General features: G+C 36.2%; 14 protein-coding genes and 1 riboswitch. Of the genes, 13 read left to right on the plus strand and 1 reads right to left on the minus strand.

Annotation, left to right across the window (positions count from 1 at the left end; translation table 11 throughout):
* The first annotated feature begins 29 nt into the window (after nt 1–29).
* Nucleotides 30–698 (plus strand): SDR family NAD(P)-dependent oxidoreductase, encoded by a 669-nt coding sequence (locus BK579_RS08710; protein ID WP_078544811.1) that lies wholly within the window; start codon nt 30–32, stop codon nt 696–698.
* A gap of 124 nt (nt 699–822) precedes the next feature.
* Here BK579_RS08710 and BK579_RS08715 read toward each other — a convergent pair whose 3' ends face one another.
* Nucleotides 823–1,191: a MazG nucleotide pyrophosphohydrolase domain-containing protein gene (locus tag BK579_RS08715; protein ID WP_078544812.1), complete on the minus strand. Its 369-nt coding sequence runs from the start codon at nt 1,189–1,191 to the stop codon at nt 823–825.
* Between the two features lie 191 nt (nt 1,192–1,382).
* On the opposite strand from BK579_RS08715, the gene bioB reads away from it, so the two are divergent.
* The 12 genes from bioB to BK579_RS08775 all read left to right on the plus strand — a co-directional run bounded on the left by bioB (nt 1,383) and on the right by BK579_RS08775 (nt 18,153).
* Complete coding sequence (gene bioB / locus BK579_RS08720) at nt 1,383–2,378, plus strand: biotin synthase BioB (RefSeq protein WP_078544813.1); 996 nt, start codon at nt 1,383–1,385, stop codon at nt 2,376–2,378.
* 65 nt (nt 2,379–2,443) lie between these two features.
* Nucleotides 2,444–3,271: an MFS transporter gene (locus BK579_RS08725; protein ID WP_169891102.1), complete on the plus strand. Its 828-nt coding sequence runs from the start codon at nt 2,444–2,446 to the stop codon at nt 3,269–3,271.
* Nucleotides 3,246–3,548, plus strand: a complete 303-nt coding sequence (locus BK579_RS08730) for an MFS transporter (protein ID WP_139365073.1) — start codon at nt 3,246–3,248, stop codon at nt 3,546–3,548. The genes BK579_RS08725 and BK579_RS08730 overlap by 26 nt, the downstream gene beginning before the upstream one ends.
* A complete protein-coding gene (locus BK579_RS08735; RefSeq protein ID WP_078544816.1) occupies nt 3,535–3,741 on the plus strand; it encodes a hypothetical protein in 207 nt (68 codons plus the stop codon). The genes BK579_RS08730 and BK579_RS08735 overlap by 14 nt, the downstream gene beginning before the upstream one ends.
* Before the next feature lie 164 nt (nt 3,742–3,905).
* A riboswitch (cyclic di-GMP riboswitch) is annotated at nt 3,906–3,987 on the plus strand.
* A gap of 104 nt (nt 3,988–4,091) precedes the next feature.
* The gene (locus tag BK579_RS08740; protein ID WP_078544817.1) at nt 4,092–4,640 is read left to right on the plus strand and encodes a YcjF family protein; all 549 of its coding nucleotides are present in this window, start codon (nt 4,092–4,094) and stop codon (nt 4,638–4,640) included.
* A 10-nt stretch (nt 4,641–4,650) separates the two neighbouring features.
* Nucleotides 4,651–5,463, plus strand: a complete 813-nt coding sequence (locus BK579_RS08745; protein WP_078544818.1) for a hypothetical protein — start codon at nt 4,651–4,653, stop codon at nt 5,461–5,463.
* 112 nt (nt 5,464–5,575) lie between these two features.
* The gene (locus BK579_RS08750) at nt 5,576–7,987 is read left to right on the plus strand and encodes an MBL fold metallo-hydrolase (protein ID WP_078544819.1); all 2,412 of its coding nucleotides are present in this window, start codon (nt 5,576–5,578) and stop codon (nt 7,985–7,987) included.
* 105 nt (nt 7,988–8,092) lie between these two features.
* The gene (locus BK579_RS08755) at nt 8,093–9,484 is read left to right on the plus strand and encodes a hypothetical protein (RefSeq protein WP_078544820.1); all 1,392 of its coding nucleotides are present in this window, start codon (nt 8,093–8,095) and stop codon (nt 9,482–9,484) included.
* 22 nt (nt 9,485–9,506) lie between these two features.
* The gene (locus tag BK579_RS08760; RefSeq protein ID WP_078544821.1) at nt 9,507–11,234 is read left to right on the plus strand and encodes an Hsp70 family protein; all 1,728 of its coding nucleotides are present in this window, start codon (nt 9,507–9,509) and stop codon (nt 11,232–11,234) included.
* A gap of 3 nt (nt 11,235–11,237) precedes the next feature.
* Nucleotides 11,238–12,965: a HEAT repeat domain-containing protein gene (locus BK579_RS08765; RefSeq protein WP_078544822.1), complete on the plus strand. Its 1,728-nt coding sequence runs from the start codon at nt 11,238–11,240 to the stop codon at nt 12,963–12,965.
* Nucleotides 12,965–14,314 carry a coiled-coil domain-containing protein gene (locus BK579_RS08770; RefSeq protein ID WP_078544823.1) on the plus strand — a complete coding sequence of 450 codons (1,350 nt, stop codon included), beginning with the start codon at nt 12,965–12,967 and terminating at the stop codon, nt 14,312–14,314. Before BK579_RS08765 ends, BK579_RS08770 begins: the two co-directional genes overlap by 1 nt.
* Before the next feature lie 626 nt (nt 14,315–14,940).
* Nucleotides 14,941–18,153, plus strand: coding sequence for a glucosaminidase domain-containing protein (locus BK579_RS08775; RefSeq protein ID WP_078544824.1), 3,213 nt, complete (start codon nt 14,941–14,943; stop codon nt 18,151–18,153).
* Nucleotides 18,154–18,658 lie beyond the last annotated feature (505 nt).

The raw sequence follows: 18,658 nt of genomic DNA on the forward strand, positions 1-18,658 counted from the left end.
TAATAAAACATACGGAGTGAATGATAACCATGAAGACCATCTTGATAACAGGTGCAGGATCTGGGCTTGGAAAAGAACTAGCTCTAGCTTATGCGAAAAAGGGCAATCACATCATCCTAGTTGGAAGAACAGAATCTCGTTTAAACGAAGTGAAGGAAGAGATTGAACAAGATAGTGGGAGTGCTATTGCTGCTCCATGTGATATCACAGATGTTCATGCTGTTGAAGTTTTCATGGAAAAACTACATAGTAAAGAAAACATTGATATGATCATTAACAACGCAGGAACCGGCTTTTTTGGACCACTACAGGATCTGAAAATGTCTGAGATCAATGAAATGATTGATACAAATATAAAAGGGACCATTTTTATGACTAAGGCCATCTTGCCTTTCTTTCTACAGCAAAATTCCGGAAAAATCATGAATATCATCTCCACCGCCGGATTACGTGCGAAAGTTCATGAGACGGTCTATGTAGCAAGCAAATTTGCGATACGTGGGTTCACAGAAAGCCTTACGAAAGAATTGGAACATACAGCTATTTCAGTATCAGCTGTTTATATGGGCGGGATGGATACACCATTTTGGGATCACAGTGATCATATAAAAGACCGTTCCAGATTGCGTTCTCCTCGAGAAGTTGCTCTTCAAATAGTAGAACGAGAAGATGAAGAAGAATTGATTATTGAGAAATGATTTTTCTTGATGAAAGATAACAATCACAAGTGGTAGCAAACTCGATGTTCCATATGTTTTTCTGCAAGGATTATTTGAATGACTCCTACTATGTATGGAACTAGTGGGAGTCATTTTTAACATACTAAATATCCTTATTCCTCCGCTTCTTCACTTCCTCCATTTTCTCATAAAACGACTCCTCTATATCGATCTCGTAAAAATTAGCAATCTTGCAAATGTACGCAATACAATCAGCGATTTCTTTACCTAAGTCCTCTTTCACTTCTTCCTTCGCCATTTTAAATGCTTCAGTTTCATTTAACCCGTTTAATTTATGTTGTTCCGTTATATTAAAATTTCTTCTAAGTTCTTCAGCCACTTCAGCAATCTCAGTCGTTAATAACATATAGTTGTTCAGTAATGATGACTTGCTTTTTTCATAACTTTCTTCGTTAATTTCCCAGTTCATTTCTCTTTGATAATCTTTTAGAAACGCTTGAATTTCTTTCATAGATTCACACCCCATACTTACTAACTTTTTTATGTAGACTATTCTATATATGAAGTTGTCTGATAGCAACTGAATCGTTGTAAAATATATTTGTTAACCATTTTGATAAACAGGTTGACAATTAAGGGGGGTTATCCTACCATTTACTTAATATGGAAATAACAGTCTTATAGAATATGGGAGGAAATTATATGGACTATTGGTTGGGTCTTGCAGAATCAGTCATGAATGGTAAAGAAATGTCGGATCAAGAGGCATTATCAATCCTTGATTGTCCTGATGATGATTTATTACTTTTACTAAATGGTGCTTTTCAAATTAGAAAGAAGTATTATGGAAAAAAAGTGAAGTTAAACATGATTATTAATACGAAGTCGGGTCTTTGTCCTGAAAACTGTGGGTATTGTTCTCAATCAGTTGTGTCAAAAGCTCCTATCCAAAAATATAGAATGCTAGATAAAGATACAATTGTGAAGGGAGCAGAGCAAGCGGCAAACCTTAATGTTGGTACATATTGTATTGTTGCGAGTGGACGTGGGCCATCAGACAAAGAGATAGATCATGTGGTTTCTGCGGTGAAAGAAATTAAAAGCACCTACGGACTGAAGATTTGTGCCTGTTTGGGGATCTTACAGCAAGATCAAGCGATGAGGTTAAAGCAAGCTGGAGTGGATCGTTATAATCACAACATTAATACTTCCAGAGAAAATCATTCAAATATCACCACATCTCATACATACGATGATCGCGTACATACAGTAGAAACAGTGAAACAAAGCGGCATTTCTCCTTGTTCAGGGGTGATTGTCGGGATGAAAGAAACGAAGCAAGATGTGGTAAATATGGCGAGGAGTTTAAAAATCTTAGATGCGGATTCGATTCCTGTGAACTTTCTTCATGCCATTGATGGCACACCGCTTGAAGGAACAGATGAGTTGGATCCACGCTATTGCTTAAAAGTCTTAGCTTTATTCCGATACATCAACCCAACAAAAGAGATTCGTATTTCCGGTGGTCGTGAAGTGAATTTGAGAAGTCTTCAGCCTTTAGGGCTTTATGCGGCTAACTCAATCTTTGTTGGAGACTATTTGACAACAAGTGGCCAAGAATCAACCGCAGATCATAAAATGTTGGAGGATCTAGGCTTTGAGATTGATTATGTGCAAAAGGAAGAAGTCACTGTTTAAGATAAAATTTATGTTTTTAAAGCTGGTTACTATTCATAATTTTAATGATAAGGTGTTACTTCATCATGAGGTACCGTGGAATTCAAGGTTTTGGTGGCGGAATGCTGATGAGTGTTTCGTTTGCAACCGTTGGAGATTTATTTTCACCAAGAGAACGTGGCCGTTGGCAAGGGGCGCTTGGCGCGGTTTTTGGGATAGCCAGAATGTTTGGTCCAACATTAGGAGGAGTGATTGTTGATAACTTCCTCTGGTCATGGGTATTTTGGGTGTTCTTACCTTTTGGAATTGTCGCATTCATCTTGATTGCTAAGCTATATCCACATGCAGCGAACAAAGAGAAAGAGAAAGTTGACTTCTTAGGTTCATTTGTATTAACGATTGTGATTGTCACGCTACTGCTAGGATTTTCATGGGCAGATTCAAAGTATGCTTGGGACTCACCACAGATTATTGGCTTATTTGCGACATCTTTTATCTCTCTGATCTTATTTTTATATATCGAAACCAAGGTCAAAAGTCCAGTGATTCCCCTGCATTTGTTTAAAAATAGTGTGTTTACCATTTCAAATATTGTGGCCTTTTTACTAGGAATGGGAATGTTTAGTGTGATTATGTATATTCCGTTCCATGTGCAAGGTGTTGCAGGAGATACCGCAACAACGTCAGGTCTTATTGAAATGGCGATGACGATCTCAATGGTGGTCTCAAGTGCGATTGCAGGAAATTTGATTACGAAAACCGGTAAGTATAAAAAAATTGCGATCATCGGTTTAATGATCATGACATTTGGTATTTATTTAAACACATTGTTATCGATTGAAACATCATTAACACGTGTGATTTTAAACTTAATTGACAGGGCTAGGAATGGGTGTGACCTTCCCGGTATTTAACACGACTGTACAAAATGCGGTTAAGCATAAGTATTTAGGTGTTGCAACGGCGACATCTCAATTGTTTCGTGAGCTTGGGGGGACGATTGGTGTGGCGATTATGGGTGCGATAATGACGAGCAAAATGGCTGAGAAAATGGAAGAAATGAACATGCCAGACATGCCAGCGGGTGAAGCTCCAGCAGGTGGAAATGGGATGAATATGGAAGCCCTTCAAGACCCACAGCTATTAATGAATCCGGAAGCTTTAGAGAAGGTCCGAAGTGAAATTTCCTGAACCAATGCTTGAGATGTTCGATTCGCTCATTCTTTCCTTACGAGAGGCATTAAGCTATGCATTGTCTTCAGTTTTCATGTTTGCCATGTTGGCAATCGCATTAACAGTACTTTTAACGTTCTTCTTGAAAGAGATCAAACTACGTACCTCTAATGAGTATGAAGAAGAAGGTAGCTTGAAAGAACAACAATAAAGACGAACTCAGAATGGCTCAGTCATACAACTGGGCTATTTTGATATATTTAGACTGAACTAGAAAAATGTTTTAGGTATTAATACCTAAAATAGAAGTTTAATGGTACATAGGAACTATGTTTTTCTATGGATTTTAAAATCTAATGGTATAATATAGAAAAAATAAAAAATTGGCAAACTCATTGAAAAATGAGGACGCAAAGCTACGGGTCTAAGGGATATCTATGACCGCCGGGTTGCAACTTTTAATTTAACGATTCATCGTGGCTATTTCTATTTGAAAAAGGGATAGCCATTTTTTTATAGCTAAAAATCGAAATCTTATCAATAATGCTAGGAGAGAATGATATGTCAGCAGAAACGAAGAAACTTTTTGGGAAATTTAAAGAACAGCTTGCAAAAGAATTTTTTGAAATAGAGAAAAATCCACACTTAAGTCCTGATCAGAAGGTAAACAAGGTCATCACGTCTACCGCACTCCTTTGTGCAGGGGTTGCCATTCAACCGATCCCTTTTGCCGATGTTTTTATACTGACTCCCATTCAAGGGTTTATGGGGCATAAAATTGCTCAAATCCGTGGAATAGAATTAAAAGAAGAAGGTATTTGGGAAGTTATTAAATACATAGGTGGGGTAGTTGGCTTAGGATTAGTTGCACAACAAACCGCCATTGGATTATTTAAAATTGGCTTACCCGGACTCGGTGGCTTTGTGACAATTCCATTAGTTGCTGGTTTAACTATGGGGATTGGAAAAGCATTAGACCTCTATTTCCGTTTCAAGGCAGTTGGGAAAACCCCATCAGAAGAAGATATTATTCAGGCATTCAAGACGGGGAAAAAAGAAGGAAGAAAAATGAAACGCTCAGATCTGAAAAATTCTCATATCGAAGGGTAAGGTGAATAAATTGGGGTTTCAAAAAGTAACAAAGATTGTTAAGCAAAACTGGGATGAAATTGGTATTGCTACTGCATTAGGAAAGTTTTATATGGACAAACAATCATTTGACCAAGAACAGTATGGACATGTTATTGAGGCTTTGCGTCGAAGTAATAAGCAATTGCATGACGCTGATATTGACGAACTACAAGATTATCTTTCTTCCTTAGATGAGTCTCAAATTCCAGGCCTTGTCTCAAATATAAAGGGAATTGCTCATGAAGTTTATTATGTAGAGGCTGAAAATGAAGACGGAGATCAAGTTAGTGCTTATATGTTTGAAGACACAAATCATAAAGACTATGATGTTGTTTTATACGATGAGGAAGGGATATCAACTAGTTTCCAACTAAAGGCAACAGATTCAAGTTCCTATGTTAACGAAGCAATTGATCGTGTGGGTGAAGAAAATGTGGTTGTTACGTCAGAACTTGCTGAAAAAATGGGGCTTAAATCTTCCGGTATTTCGAATGCGCAATTAGAAACTGATGTTGAAACAGTAGTAGATAAACTTGTGGAGGATAAAACGCTATGGGATTATGTTCCGGCATTATCTGCGTGGTCTATTAGTTTAATAGCTGCCTCTTTAACGAAAAGGTACATCAAAAAGGAGATAAGTAAAAAAGAATATGTAGCCATGCTGACTGTCTTTTGCGGAGCAAAGGTGGCGAAAGTATCAATCATAATTGCCTTAATGTCGATTCCAGGGGTGAATGTCGTCACAGGGGCTGTGTTATTTATGAAACTAGCATTCTCATTAAAAAATACATATGCCAATTGACCTATATTTCAAGGGGTTGTGACAAAATCCTTCGGTTATCTAACAATAATCGACAACATTTGCAAGAACAAGATAGTACAATTGTTGTATTCTGACGAAAGGAGGAAACCGTGTGGAAAAAGTTCATTCTCTTTTTGAACAAGCCGTTTCTTATGAAAATCGCAGTCAAATCGGTAAAAGTGAAGTTTTATACAGGGAATTAGCTGATAGCCCTGACTTACCGTCATATATCTTGCAAAGAACATGTCAATTTTTCTATTCATTGAAAAACTATGAGATGACCTATTTCTTATCCAAGGAACTCATTCAACGTGGCGAATCCCTTGAAATCTTTGGAACGCTCTTTTTTGATAGTGCAAAAGCTAGTAGTGATGCATTTGTTGATGATATCGAATGGCTACTTGAGCAGCGAATTAACGAACTGGACTTTTCTCTTTATTTCGAATGCTTGAAGGTTCGAAAGGGAAAAAAACATGATGTTTATTTAAGGTTGATTGATTTATATGAAAAGGTGGCAAAGCAATTTGATGTTCATGGTCAAGCTTACTCAAGATTATATAATGACATCACATTAACTTTAATTGCGGAAGAATATCATCAGCATAATATTACTCAGGCAAGATATCACCTAAGAAAGCTTTTAGCATTACATAGAGATGATGTCATTTTTACCAATAAAATCGCTGAATGGGCAATTGTATTGGATTTAGTTCCTGCTCTTTTATCGAGAAAAGATTGTATCTCATTAAAACAATCACTAGATGAACCTATCAAGAAATTTATCGAATTCTATGAAAATATTGGGCAACAACAGTTCGATGAACAGCTTGTCCACGACTTCAAAAGCCTAGAGTTGAGTGAAATGCTCTCGGAGAAACGTACAATTTATTTTATGTATTGCAAGAAGCTAGTTACCAACCAACTTTCAAAGGAAGAACTTCAATATTTGATCAAACATCCTTATGATTGGCTTGCAGTTCAATTAGTAGTTACTGAAGGTGGAGTAAAAGCTTATCCATTTCTAGAATCAGCCTTTCTTTATCATGCTGATTTACCAGAAGCACTACTTTATTATGATCAACTAACTAAGATTGTTCATGTCAAAGAGAAAAAAGATGTATCCAATGTGGAGGTCACTGTTCTTGGTGGGGGACATAAAATTGGTGGTACTTCTATTTTGATTTCTATTGATAACCACCATTTGCTTCTCGACGCAGGTATCCATTTAGATCAATCAGAACAGATATTTCCTAATTATTCTCCACTAGAGGAAAAATCTCTTACATTTGAAGATATTGATGGTGTTATTGTTTCTCATGCCCATCTTGACCATACAGGTGCAATTCCACATGTTCACCGTTTAGGGCCAAATCTACCAATCTACTCAACTGAGGCAACGCGCGATTTAATGTCAATTTTATTAAAAGATTTATGGAGAAACAGTCAAAGTCTTCCTGAATTTTATTCGGAAAAAGACCTCCAATCAGCTCTTTTGCATATTGACACTAAAAGGATGAATGAATCATTTTTTGTTCCGTCTAAGGGTAAAAAATGGAAAATCACGTTTTTAGAAGCCGGTCATATTTTAGGGGCTGCAGCCGTTTTAATTGAACTTGATGACAAGAAGATTTTATTTACTGGAGACTATTCAATTGAGGACCAGTTAACTGTAAAAGGAGCTCAATTCGCAAAAAATCTTCAAGTGGATGTAGTGATTTCTGAAAGTACGTATGGATATGCCCCATTACAGGCTTCCTTACCACGTAAAAGGCAGGAAGAGCAATTGCTTCAGTTTATTGAAGAGACCATAAAAAGAGATGGCTCTGTATTGATCCCAGCTTTTGCATTAGGAAGAGCTCAAGAAATCTTACTGATTATTAAAGAAAGATTCAAAGCTGAAGAATACCTGCCTTATATTGTATATACAGATGGTCTGGTCCCCAATATATGTCGAGTGTATGAAAAACACTTAGGTCAACGATCACTCTTTTTCACTGGGGGAATTCAAAGTGTGAAAGACCAATATAAAGGGTGTTCATTTGAAGAAATGTATTCTCAAATGATGCGTAACAGTAAAAAAGTGATTGTCGCAAGCTCAGGAATGCTTCAGTCTGGAAGTGCCTCTTCACGTTACGCATTACAAATGCTAGAACACCCAAATAATAGCATTGCATTTACAGGCTATGTTGATGAAGAAAGCCCAGGGTTTGCTTTACAAAGATTACAAGAACAGACTGATCGTAAATTGACGATTGGACAAGCCGAGGTGGACGTGAAAGCGAGTGTGAAAGGCTTCAAACTTTCGGCACATGCAAGTCGCGAAGAGATGGTTCAAACAATTATATCACTTCAACCAGAGGTTGTTATGTTGGTACATGGTGAGCATCATAAAAAATATGTTGCACCCCGAGCCTTTGAGTCTTTGAATGTTTTCCCGACTATTATAGATTTATTATCAGAATTACCATTAACGGTCGTACCAGCTGTTAATGGAGAAAGTTATGGTATGAAGTTGTTTTCTTAACTTTGGTTGTTAATAGTTATAGAAGGAATAACAAAATAATGTGGCACTTTTTCATTCGATATATCTTCGGAAAAAAGGGCCTTGTTAAAACATGGAGGAAGCAAAATGAATCAATTATTGAAGCAAATCATTAAATATAATGGATTTCTTAAACCAATCCAAAAGGAATTAAATCTCTCACTGGAAGAAATTGATGAGAAATTAAAGAGTGTTGACTTAGATAAAAATTCCAAGCGTCGTATTTTTTGTTGGGAAGTTCAACTGCTAGCTGAACAAATGGTGTATGAAAATCCATCTGTACACAATGTAGATTTGAATGATTTGGTTGTGAAACATTGGAATTCTACGCATGATTTAAAAATTTCAAAGGAGATCATCTCAGAGTTCTTTGATCGTTCTCTTATCGCAAACGATAAGCAAAAGCATGCATTCAATGCTTTATGTTCAGGAAGCATCGAATCTTATAAGGTTTACTCTGATGAAGATCCTACTTTGTTTAGTGAATTATTAATTCGTGTGCTTCTTTATCTGGTTAAAGGGAACCAAGTAAAAAAGATATATAATCAACTACTAGAGCATGTATTTGATCGTTCAGCGTTAGCGATTGGTAAAAAAACATTAAGTCGACTTGATTTTTATATATATACCTCAGGAAAACCACTAGTTTTTAATATCGAAAGCTTGGTAAAAAATATCCCTCTTCAATCTGCGGTATTTGCTGATGGAATTATTTCTATTTTATTACCAATCGCGGAGCAGTTAAAAGAACAAGAAGAGTCAATGCAAGTCTTGTACGATGCGTTAATTAATTATCAATCTAGTGATGAAGAAGCAGAAGTGGTAACAGAAGTCGCTGCAGAAGAAAAAACAGATGTCTCTGTTGAAGAAAGCCATCAAAATGATATATCTACTTCTACTGGCCACCAAGCTGTAGAACGTAATGAGTTAACCGTGCAAGAACAAATCGAGGACTATGCAAAGAAAATTATTGATTTAAGCTCGCAACTAACTCAACCAGAACTACCTGAAAAAGAGGTTGAAGAAACAGAAAATAATCAACTAAAGGAACTTGAGCTTGAAAATCAACGTCTATATCGTCATTTAGAGCGTCTTCAACAAGAGAAAGAACAAGTGCAATATAAAAAGCTATTTGACTTATTTGATGGAATTGCAGGGAAAAAGTCTCAATATCTTTTATCTGAAATGTTTGATGAAATCACTCAACATGATGATTCTTCCATGTTAGCAGGTAAGATGAAAAACTTTTTCAATTATCTTCGCATGGCTGGAATCGAACCAACAACATACGGTTTAGATCTCGGTGAGGAATTTGACATCACAAAAGAAGCGTTAAAGGATAAATTCACGTTAACGAGTCCATTAACAAGCCAAGCAGAAAAAGTAACAATTAAAATCTTAAAACGTGGCTGGAGTATTGAAGGGAAGACGATTATCTTTCCACTAGCTGAAGAAGTAGTTGCAGTTACACAAAACTAATTGATATTTGGAGGGGTTAAAGATGGTAAGAAAAAGATATGTAGGAATCGATTTAGGGACAACAAACTCTACTGCTTCAGTAGCAGAATTAAATGCAAATCAACAAGTGCAGGCAAAAACAATCCAGATACAACAATACGAGGAACATGGAATGACCTTTAGTGAGGAATTACCGAGTGTTGTTCACTTTGATCAAGACTCAGTTCCATATGTAGGAAGATATGCGAAAAGGATGCAAAGTTATTATCCATCAGAAACGCTATCGAATGTAAAACGACATATGGGAGAAAAAGTAGAGTGGAAAATCTATAATGACAGCTACCAACCAGAGCATATTTCTTCTTTCGTATTAAAAAAGTTAAAAAAGACTGTTGAAGAAAAATACTTCGGGGAAGAGATTGATAGCGCAGTCATTACTGTACCTGCAAGCTTTGATTTTCACCAACAAGGAAAAACAAAGATTGCTGCCGAACTAGCAGGTTTTAATAAAGATAAAATTCATATGATTCCAGAACCAACAGCATCATTAATTGATTTCCTCCATGAAGAAAGTTTAAAGGACGAATCAGCACGAGTATTAGACATTAGAACCGGTCTAAAGACGGTCCTTGTTTTTGACTTAGGAGGAGGTACCTGTGATGTGACGATTCATCGAATTTCACAGGGGGAAAATGACAAATTAAACATTCGTGATTTATCAATCTCCCAATATACAGAGCTAGGTGGATCTGATTTTGATAATGCTGTCATGAAATATTTATTTGCAAAACGATTCCGTGAAAAAGGTGTTTCTCCTAGAGACATGATGGCGAAATACTCTGAAAAGGAATTTACAAAATTACGTGAAATGCTTATTGATTTTGCTGAAAAAGCAAAGATTGATTTTTCACGTCGTATTGTAGCTAGAGAAGAAATGCTAGGCATTCGTTATTATGATCAGCCAGAGATGTTTGACACATTATCGTTTAGCTTAACACTATTTGATGTTCCTCGTGAATTAGAGGGAGAAATCTCAATCACAAAGAAAGAAATGGATGAAATTATCAGACCATTACTTTACCAAACTAGTGATCAGGACGATAAAAACATTGAATACCCGATTTTGAATGCACTTAGAATGGGGAAAATTCCATTAACAGTTGATGATATTGATCATGTATTTTTAGTGGGTGGAATGACAGCATATCCAACAGTAAAGCAACGTGTGAAGGAAATCTTTGGAAAAGAACCAACTGTTGCAACAAACCCAATGCACTCTGTATCAAGAGGAGCAGCAATCTATCATTATTTCTTAGATAAAATATCAATCTTTCAAGAAATTGATAAATTATATCCACAAAATGTTTATATTAAGGTTCGAAAAGGCACGCCTGTTGCACTTGTTACAAAGGATACATCTGTTCCACATTCAAAAATCATTGATACTGGGTTCTTTGTATCTGGAAGTGGAGAGTTTGTGAACACGATGACGCTAGATTTATTTTCTGCAGATGATCCGAAGGCGATGATTCAAAAGCAATTAAAGAATGCAACCTTAGAGTTTAAACAACCTGTTCGTGTCGGATCACCACTTGTTTTCCATGTGGATGTAGATAATGATCGGAATCTTCAGGTAAGAGCATGGTTGAAGGATGATGAAACACAGATGGTTCATGTTGACTTAGGAGTGACAGATTCGACTGATGAGGAAAAAGCATTGATTGGAAAAAGACAAGAAGCTATGACAAGCAATGAATATAAGGAGGTTTAATACATGGTTAAATTGGCCGATTTATTTAATCAAACGATACAAGAACAATTGAAAAGTAAAACATCAAAAAGTGAAAGAAGTTATGAGGGATTGACAGTCAATGTCAATCTCCCTGATGAGAAAGAGCTGCGAGAAGTGTTAACGAAACAAAAGTCTCAGTTGAAACCGAAGGAAGAGGAGAGCTTTGATGAGTTTGAATTTTTGTTAGCTGGAAATACTCCGAAAAGTAAAGAAGAGTCACAGGAAAAGGAAGTTTCCTATCAAGGTGTAGACGGAGGTTATATCGGATTTGTAAATGTAGAAGCATTTAAACCAGACCCAAGTTTAACGAATAAAGATAATGAAATCATTATCGAAAATATCGACATCATGAGTAAAAGTAATGAACGTACAGAGATTTTAGAAGCTGCAAATAACATTGAAGGTATTGGTGACAAAGCCATTGAAATCGTTTTTCGTGAAGCTTATATGTTTGACTTCAAGGATAAGGAAGAACGTTTTAAATTAGAAGCGCTTGTTCAATTATGTAGTCGTTTAACGGTATTAAGTTTAAAAGGCCGTATTTTAATCATTGGGATTTTACAATATGCAAAAAATGAACAACATATTGAATTAGCGATTCGTGTAGCAGGACAAGTTCATGAAAAAGAGGCAACAGCTTCCATTTTAGGTCATGCCAAAAATCCGAATTTGTTTATCTCAGTCTTAGATTCTTTATTAAAAATGGGTGACACAGCGGCTGTTATTGATCTTTTAAAGGTTTTAGATGTGATTACATTACCAAAGGCCATCTTAGAGGAAGTCATCATGTTAGCTAGAGAGTTTTATAAGGTATCGGATTCCATCATCCCACACTTGTTTGATCGATATGTTCATACAAATAATCGTGCATATCGTCCGATTTTTTCACAAGCAATTAAATCCTTTAACACAACGGCAGTTCCAAGTTTAGTAGATATCATCGAGAAGGATTTATCACCAGAGCGAATTCGTGAGGCGTCAAAATTACTTGGAGGAATAAGAGAGCCAATTGCAGTTGATAAGTTAAGAACTGCTTACCGAAAGCATTCGACTAAACGTGCAGCAATTATGGAAGGAATAGGGCATACTCGTGAACAAGGATTAGCTGATTTTGTAATTGAGGAATTACAGCAGGCCGATCACCAACGCTTAAAGGATGCTTGTATTATCGCACTTGCAAATGTTGGAACAGAACAGACGATTCCTTATCTTAAAAACTATTTGAAGGATTCTGAAGTGAAATTGTCGGCAATTTTTACGCTTACCCAACTAGGATATTCACCAGCATTTGATCAATATATAAGCACACTTACAGATGGAAATGATGATGAGCAACATCGATTACGTGGGTATGCAGCATTACTTAGATTTAATTCACTAACTAAAATGGCTGAAAAGCTATATGACTTATCTGATTCTAAAGCGGTATCCATCTTACTTGCTCTACAACGACCAAATGTTTTACCAAAAGAAGTGGGACCAATAATTGAGTCATTATTAAAGAGGAAAATAAGTGCACCTGTTCGACTTGAAATTTATCGTTTAATTGCTAAATTCGTCAATACGAAGCGTCAAATTTTACCGCAAAAAATCTTGTTTGATGCAAAACAACAAGAACAAGATTCATTGATGAAGCGAGAGCTTGAGCAAATCTTTAAGACGATGCCAAAACGTGGTAGTGAAGTTGGATATGATGGAGGTGGACGTTAATGGCTCCAGGTAAAAAGAAACAAGTGAAACGCTATCGATATGTTGACGTAGAAGGGATTGACCACACTTATCTAGATGCGTGCCTTCTATTACATTTAGATGTTGAATTTATTTGCCACGCGATTTCTGACGAAAAAAGCGTCATTGCAAAATCAAACTTAAACATGAAGCAAATTGTTTCAAAAGATGTAGACCGACTTGAACTCATTCGTGAGATATCTCCATGGGTTAGAGAATCATATACACTGTATAACTATTTAGCAAGGGTAAATATGTCTGCCATTGAAAGAGTAATAGAAATTATCGATGAGGATGGCAAATTAACTGATGATGAAATAAAGGAATTGTTAAAAGAAGAAGTTCTTGAAGATAATGTATCTTATTATTACTATGTCACATGGTTGAGATTTAAAAATCAATATCATTCTGAAATTAAAGAGACTTTAGAGTATTTTGGTCAAAAATTTCAACAAGAAACAGGCTTACTACTTGGCGGGGAATTTGAAGTAAGAGAAGTCAAAGAAGAAGAGGAAGAAGAAAGAATTGAAGACGGGATCGAAGGTACATTTGATTCGATTGTGAATGAACTTCTTGCTCTTAAAGAAAAGGTTGGACAAGAAACGTATAAAGACCAGTTTAGGGAAGTAAATGAAGCAAAAAAACAGCTTGAACTAAAGTTGAGTCAGTTACAAACAGACTTGAATCAGGTCAATGAGCAATTGCATGCAAAAGAACAACAATTAACCGCGAAAAATAAAGAGCAAAGCCAGCTTAAAAAGAAATATGACAATGAAAAGAAAAGTATCGAGCAAAAAAACAAAGAGATTGGTAAGCTTGGTAGTGAATTAGGTGATTTACGTAAGGAGGTTACTGACTTACGAAAAGAAAATACTCAGCTACTCAAAGAGGTAACAAGCTCTCGTAACAATAAGGAAGAAGCAATCCATGCATTGGAAGAGACGCTACAAAATAAGTTTAGAGCTGAAAAGAGTATTTTAGCAGACGATTATCAAAAGCAAATCAATGATTTGATAAATACGAATAGTAGATTAAAATCAGCGATGGAGGACTACACACAACAGCAGTCCCTTCTCTCTGATCTAGAAGATGAGAATACAAGATTATCAAAGCAACTTGAGATTCACTTAAAGTACGCGAAGCAAAGTGAAGAGCAACATGAAAAAGAAATCAATAAATTAAAGGAACAAATGAAAGCTTTATCTATGAAAACACCAACAGAAGCAGTCCAGGTACAACCTACTCAACCTGACTCGCAGCAAGTGGATGAATTTGATGAATTTGAAGACTTCTTAGACTCTATCGGTAAAAATGAGCCTAAGCCTGTTTGATTAAGTGGTAAATTAACAACGAATGATGGTCGTTGGATAAAGTTAGGAAGTAGGAATACAAGAAAGTGCTTGGAGGTTTAAATTACCAAGCACTTTCTTTAACGTAAAAACGATTTAAACTATCGAAAAGATGAATAGATTAGAATTGAAGACTCTTATATCTCCCGTGTCTTTTCGTTTTGTTTGAAGATAACCCGTAATTATCTGGAAAATCTTAAATATAAACTAGATAAGAATACAATTCTTGCTACACTTTTATTGGGCTTACAGTTGTATACCTTCTTTTGCTTCCTCATCATTAAGTCGTTATTTTCGATCGAACCATTACACTTAAACACTCTAGTTCCAATTTACTAAAAGTATGTTCATGGCCCACAAAAAAGAAAATACCACTATATAATTCTATTAATTTTTGATATCCTAATACATGTACTAAAAATTATGTAAATTATTGTCTCATAAAGGATTAATTGCAACTAATCTTTGAAACACTGATAAAACTTATTGGAGTTTGTTGTCGATGTATCGTCTTAGCATTCTAGTTAATGGTTAATTACTATTATATAATTTCATGATTATATAATATGTTAATATAATAAAAATTTAATAGGAGGTCTTAAGAAAAGTTGAAGTCGTTGCAAAGGATCTTTTTATTACTCATTAGTACACTATTAGTGAGTTTCTCTTTTCTATCCAATATAAGTATTGGTTATGCAGAGGAGTACTCAAACACAAAAGACGCTGAAGAAGGTTCTAGTTATTTTCTCATTCACTATAATGGTGAAGAACAAGAAGTGGCAATCACTGAAGAGGTCACATTATTGCTATCTGGATGGGCAGATGAAGACAAATCCTCTGTGAATGGTAAAATCATGCATTCTACGAATCAATCAAATGAAACGATGCTGGTTGTGAGTGAACAGTTAAATAACCTGAATATCACAGAAGATGAACATATTAATTATCGTATTACTGTTTCAGATAAATTTAATGCAGAAAAAGTCACACCTCTTGAGTTAAGTGATCAATCAACTGTTGTAGAGGAAAATGATAACGGAACATCAATCGAAGAAACAACAACAATTGATGAATATGGTACTGTTATTGAAAATCAGGGGTTGTTTTATTTTTTAACAGATGTAAATAACCAAAAAGTAGAGATTACAGTAGAAGAATACAACTCTCTAAATGCGATTGAAGAAATAACGACTGAGGATAAATCTTCTACTATACGTACATCTCCAATTGAAAGATCAGCGGTTAGTAAAGAATCTGCGAGTCTAGAAACAGATGTAAGAACGTCTATCTCTGTACAATCTAACTCAACTACAACCGCCGGAAATCCATCAGTCGTGTATTCGACACATGTTCAAACCCACGGTTGGATGGAAGAAGTTACTGATGGGAAAATGTCAGGAACATATGGACAATCAAAGCGTTTAGAAGCGATTAAAATTTCGTTGAAAAATGCTCCGTATTCCGGTGACATTACCTACAAAACTCATGTTCAACAAAAAGGCTGGTTGAACAATGTATTAAATGGTGTTCCATCTGGTACATCTGGGGAGAGTAAACGTTTGGAAGCCATCCAAATTAACTTAACAGGTGAGATGGCGAAGCATTATGATGTATATTACCGTGTTCATGCTCAAACATATGGGTGGTTAGACTGGGCGAAAAATGGCCAATCCGCCGGCACCCAAGCACTTTCAAAGCGCTTAGAAGCGATTGAAATTGTTCTCGTTAAAAAGGGTGGAGCGGCACCAGGTAAGACAACAAAACCTTTTGTAATCGATCCAAAAGTTTCTTACTCTACACATATTCAATCTTATGGATGGTCAACTCCTGTAACAAATGGAATTACATCAGGAACATCAGGAGAATCAAAGCGTTTAGAAGCGATTAAAATTTCGTTAAAAAATAAACCGTATACCGGTGATATTACGTACAAGACATATGTTCAAACCTATGGCTGGTTAGACTCTGTTTCAAATGGAGCTTTAGCCGGTACATCTGGGAAAAGCAAACGAATGGAAGCTATTGAAATCAACTTAACTGGTGAAATGGCACAGCGTTATGATATTTACTATCGTGTACACGCACAAACCTATGGTTGGTTAGGTTGGGCCAAGAACGGAGAGTCAGCTGGTACAAAAGGACTTTCCAAGCGCTTAGAAGCCATTCAAATTGTGTTAGTTGAAAAAGGTGGAGCAGCACCAGGGCCGACAACAAAACCATTGGTAATCGATCCAGCTGTGAGTTATTCCACGTATGTACAGGGGAATGGCTGGGTAAATGCAGTATCAAATGGAATCATGTCTGGAACAATGGGAGAATCAAAACGCTTAGAGGCAATTAAGATATCTCTTCACAAGAAACCATATACTGGAGACATTACGTACAAAACTTATGTGGATGGCTCTGGCTGGTTAAATTCTGTATCAAATGGAGCGATTTCTGGTATTGCTGGTTCTAATAAGCGAATTGAAGCGATTGAAATCAATTTGACAGGTGAAATGGCACAACATTATGATATTTATTATCGTGTGAATGCTCAAAGCTATGGTTGGTTAGACTGGGCCAAAAATGGCCAATCTGCCGGTACCGAAGCCCTTTCGAAGCAAGTAGAAGCAATTGAAATGGTGTTAGTTGATAAAGGCGGAGCGGCACCTGGCCCTACAAGTAAACCATTTGTTAAACCAAGCTTAATCAAAACGACAAACAACTATAACCTAACATTAAATGCTGCATTAGATATGCAAATGAAAGTATCTCCACAAACAGATAAATACAGATTTGACCCTGCTTATGTAAGTGGTGAATATCTGGAGATGTTTGATGGTGGTTCAATCACTGGTAGCAGTGTTAACTTAAGAACTTCTACCGATTTACGGACGAATTTAAATATTGCTAAAACTGTAGGAAATGGCACAGCTTTCCTCGTACTTGATAACAATGTAACAGGAGATAGTGTCTCAGGAAACACAAAATGGTACAAAATTGAATACGATGGTCAAGTGTTGTATGTTCATAGTAGTCTTGCGAAAATCAATTCTAGAATCGGTAAAGTAAAAGCTAACAATCTTATGATTCGCGCGGAGAAAAATGGATCAAGTCACATTTATGGTTCCGCAAAGAAAGATAGATTGCTCACTGTTTTAGAGGAAGATACGAAAACTGGTTGGTATCAAGTAAGCATAGGAAACTGGCGTAATGCAAAAGCAGCCGATGTTCAAGTGTTCTTAGATCCAACAAACTATGTTAATGATGAAAAGCAACGATTACAATTTATGAACCTCACAAAACCTAGTGACGTGTCAGTAGAGACATTAAATAAGTACCTTGCAGGAAAAGACAAACTTGCAAATCAAGGACAAGCCTTTATCGATGCCGGAAATAAATATGGTATCAATGATGTGTACCTACTGGCTCATACGTTACTAGAAACAGGTCACGGGAAATCTACTCTTGCCAAGGGAGTCACCTATAATGGTAGAACCGTTTATAACATGTATGGTATAGGCGCCTATGACTCTTGTCCGGTAGAATGTGGAGCAAAAACGGCCTATGAAAAAGGCTGGTTTACTCCATATGATGCAATCGTAGGTGGAGCAGAATTTATTAGTGATGAGTATTTAGGTGGTAACAACTATCACAAAACCGTTCAAAATACATTATATGAGATGCGTTGGAACCCTGAGAGCATGTCTGTTCGTTCAGCTGCTAGTCATCAATATGCTACAGACATCGGCTGGGCTTATAAACAAGTTAATGTAATGTATGAAATCTATGAAATGGAACCATTTACTTTGTATTTAGAAATTCCGACATATAAGTAGATTTAATGAAAAGTAGTACATCCGTTTTAAGGGTGTACTATTTTTTTTATAGTTAAGTAGGTTGAAAAATTTAGGGACGGTGGGATAAAAGAAAAGGATTCAAACGCTTAGGTATTGGAACTTATAGGCGGAGAAATTCCGGCTAATGTGTCTAGTAGGGGCTTAAGAAGCAGAAATAAGCGGACAAATTCCGGCTAACGTCTCTAATATATGACTAAATCTATAGATTAGGCTCATATAAGCGGAAAAATCCCGTTATTTTTAGGGAAAAGTTGATATTTCCCAATTTAAAGTGAATTTTTCCGCTTAAATTCAATCATAGTGAAATCAACTTTATAGGATACAGCCTTTTTAAACCATCTAAGTTAACACTGTGAATACTGCTAGTCCTAAATGACTATCATTTGGAAATATATGAGTTAAAAGGTAAATTCCTCTATATTAAACTAGTATTTTTTGTTATCCTAATAGCAGGATTGAAAAATATGTAAATTTTTGTCTGAGA

Origin of the sequence: Litchfieldia alkalitelluris, assembly GCF_002019645.1 — a bacterium.
GTDB lineage: Bacteria > Bacillota > Bacilli > Bacillales > Bacillaceae_L > Litchfieldia > Litchfieldia alkalitelluris.

Coding starts and splice junctions, on each gene's coding strand:
- BK579_RS08715 (WP_078544812.1), bottom strand. CDS start 1,191: ATGAAAGAAATTCAAGCGTTTCTAAAAGATTATCAAAGAGAAATGAAC.
- BK579_RS08725 (WP_169891102.1), top strand. CDS start 2,444: ATGAGGTACCGTGGAATTCAAGGTTTTGGTGGCGGAATGCTGATGAGT.
- BK579_RS08765 (WP_078544822.1), top strand. CDS start 11,238: ATGGTTAAATTGGCCGATTTATTTAATCAAACGATACAAGAACAATTG.
- BK579_RS08710 (WP_078544811.1), top strand. CDS start 30: ATGAAGACCATCTTGATAACAGGTGCAGGATCTGGGCTTGGAAAAGAA.
- BK579_RS08770 (WP_078544823.1), top strand. CDS start 12,965: ATGGCTCCAGGTAAAAAGAAACAAGTGAAACGCTATCGATATGTTGAC.
- BK579_RS08730 (WP_139365073.1), top strand. CDS start 3,246: ATGGGTGTGACCTTCCCGGTATTTAACACGACTGTACAAAATGCGGTT.
- BK579_RS08755 (WP_078544820.1), top strand. CDS start 8,093: ATGAATCAATTATTGAAGCAAATCATTAAATATAATGGATTTCTTAAA.
- BK579_RS08740 (WP_078544817.1), top strand. CDS start 4,092: ATGTCAGCAGAAACGAAGAAACTTTTTGGGAAATTTAAAGAACAGCTT.
- BK579_RS08760 (WP_078544821.1), top strand. CDS start 9,507: ATGGTAAGAAAAAGATATGTAGGAATCGATTTAGGGACAACAAACTCT.
- bioB (WP_078544813.1), top strand. CDS start 1,383: ATGGACTATTGGTTGGGTCTTGCAGAATCAGTCATGAATGGTAAAGAA.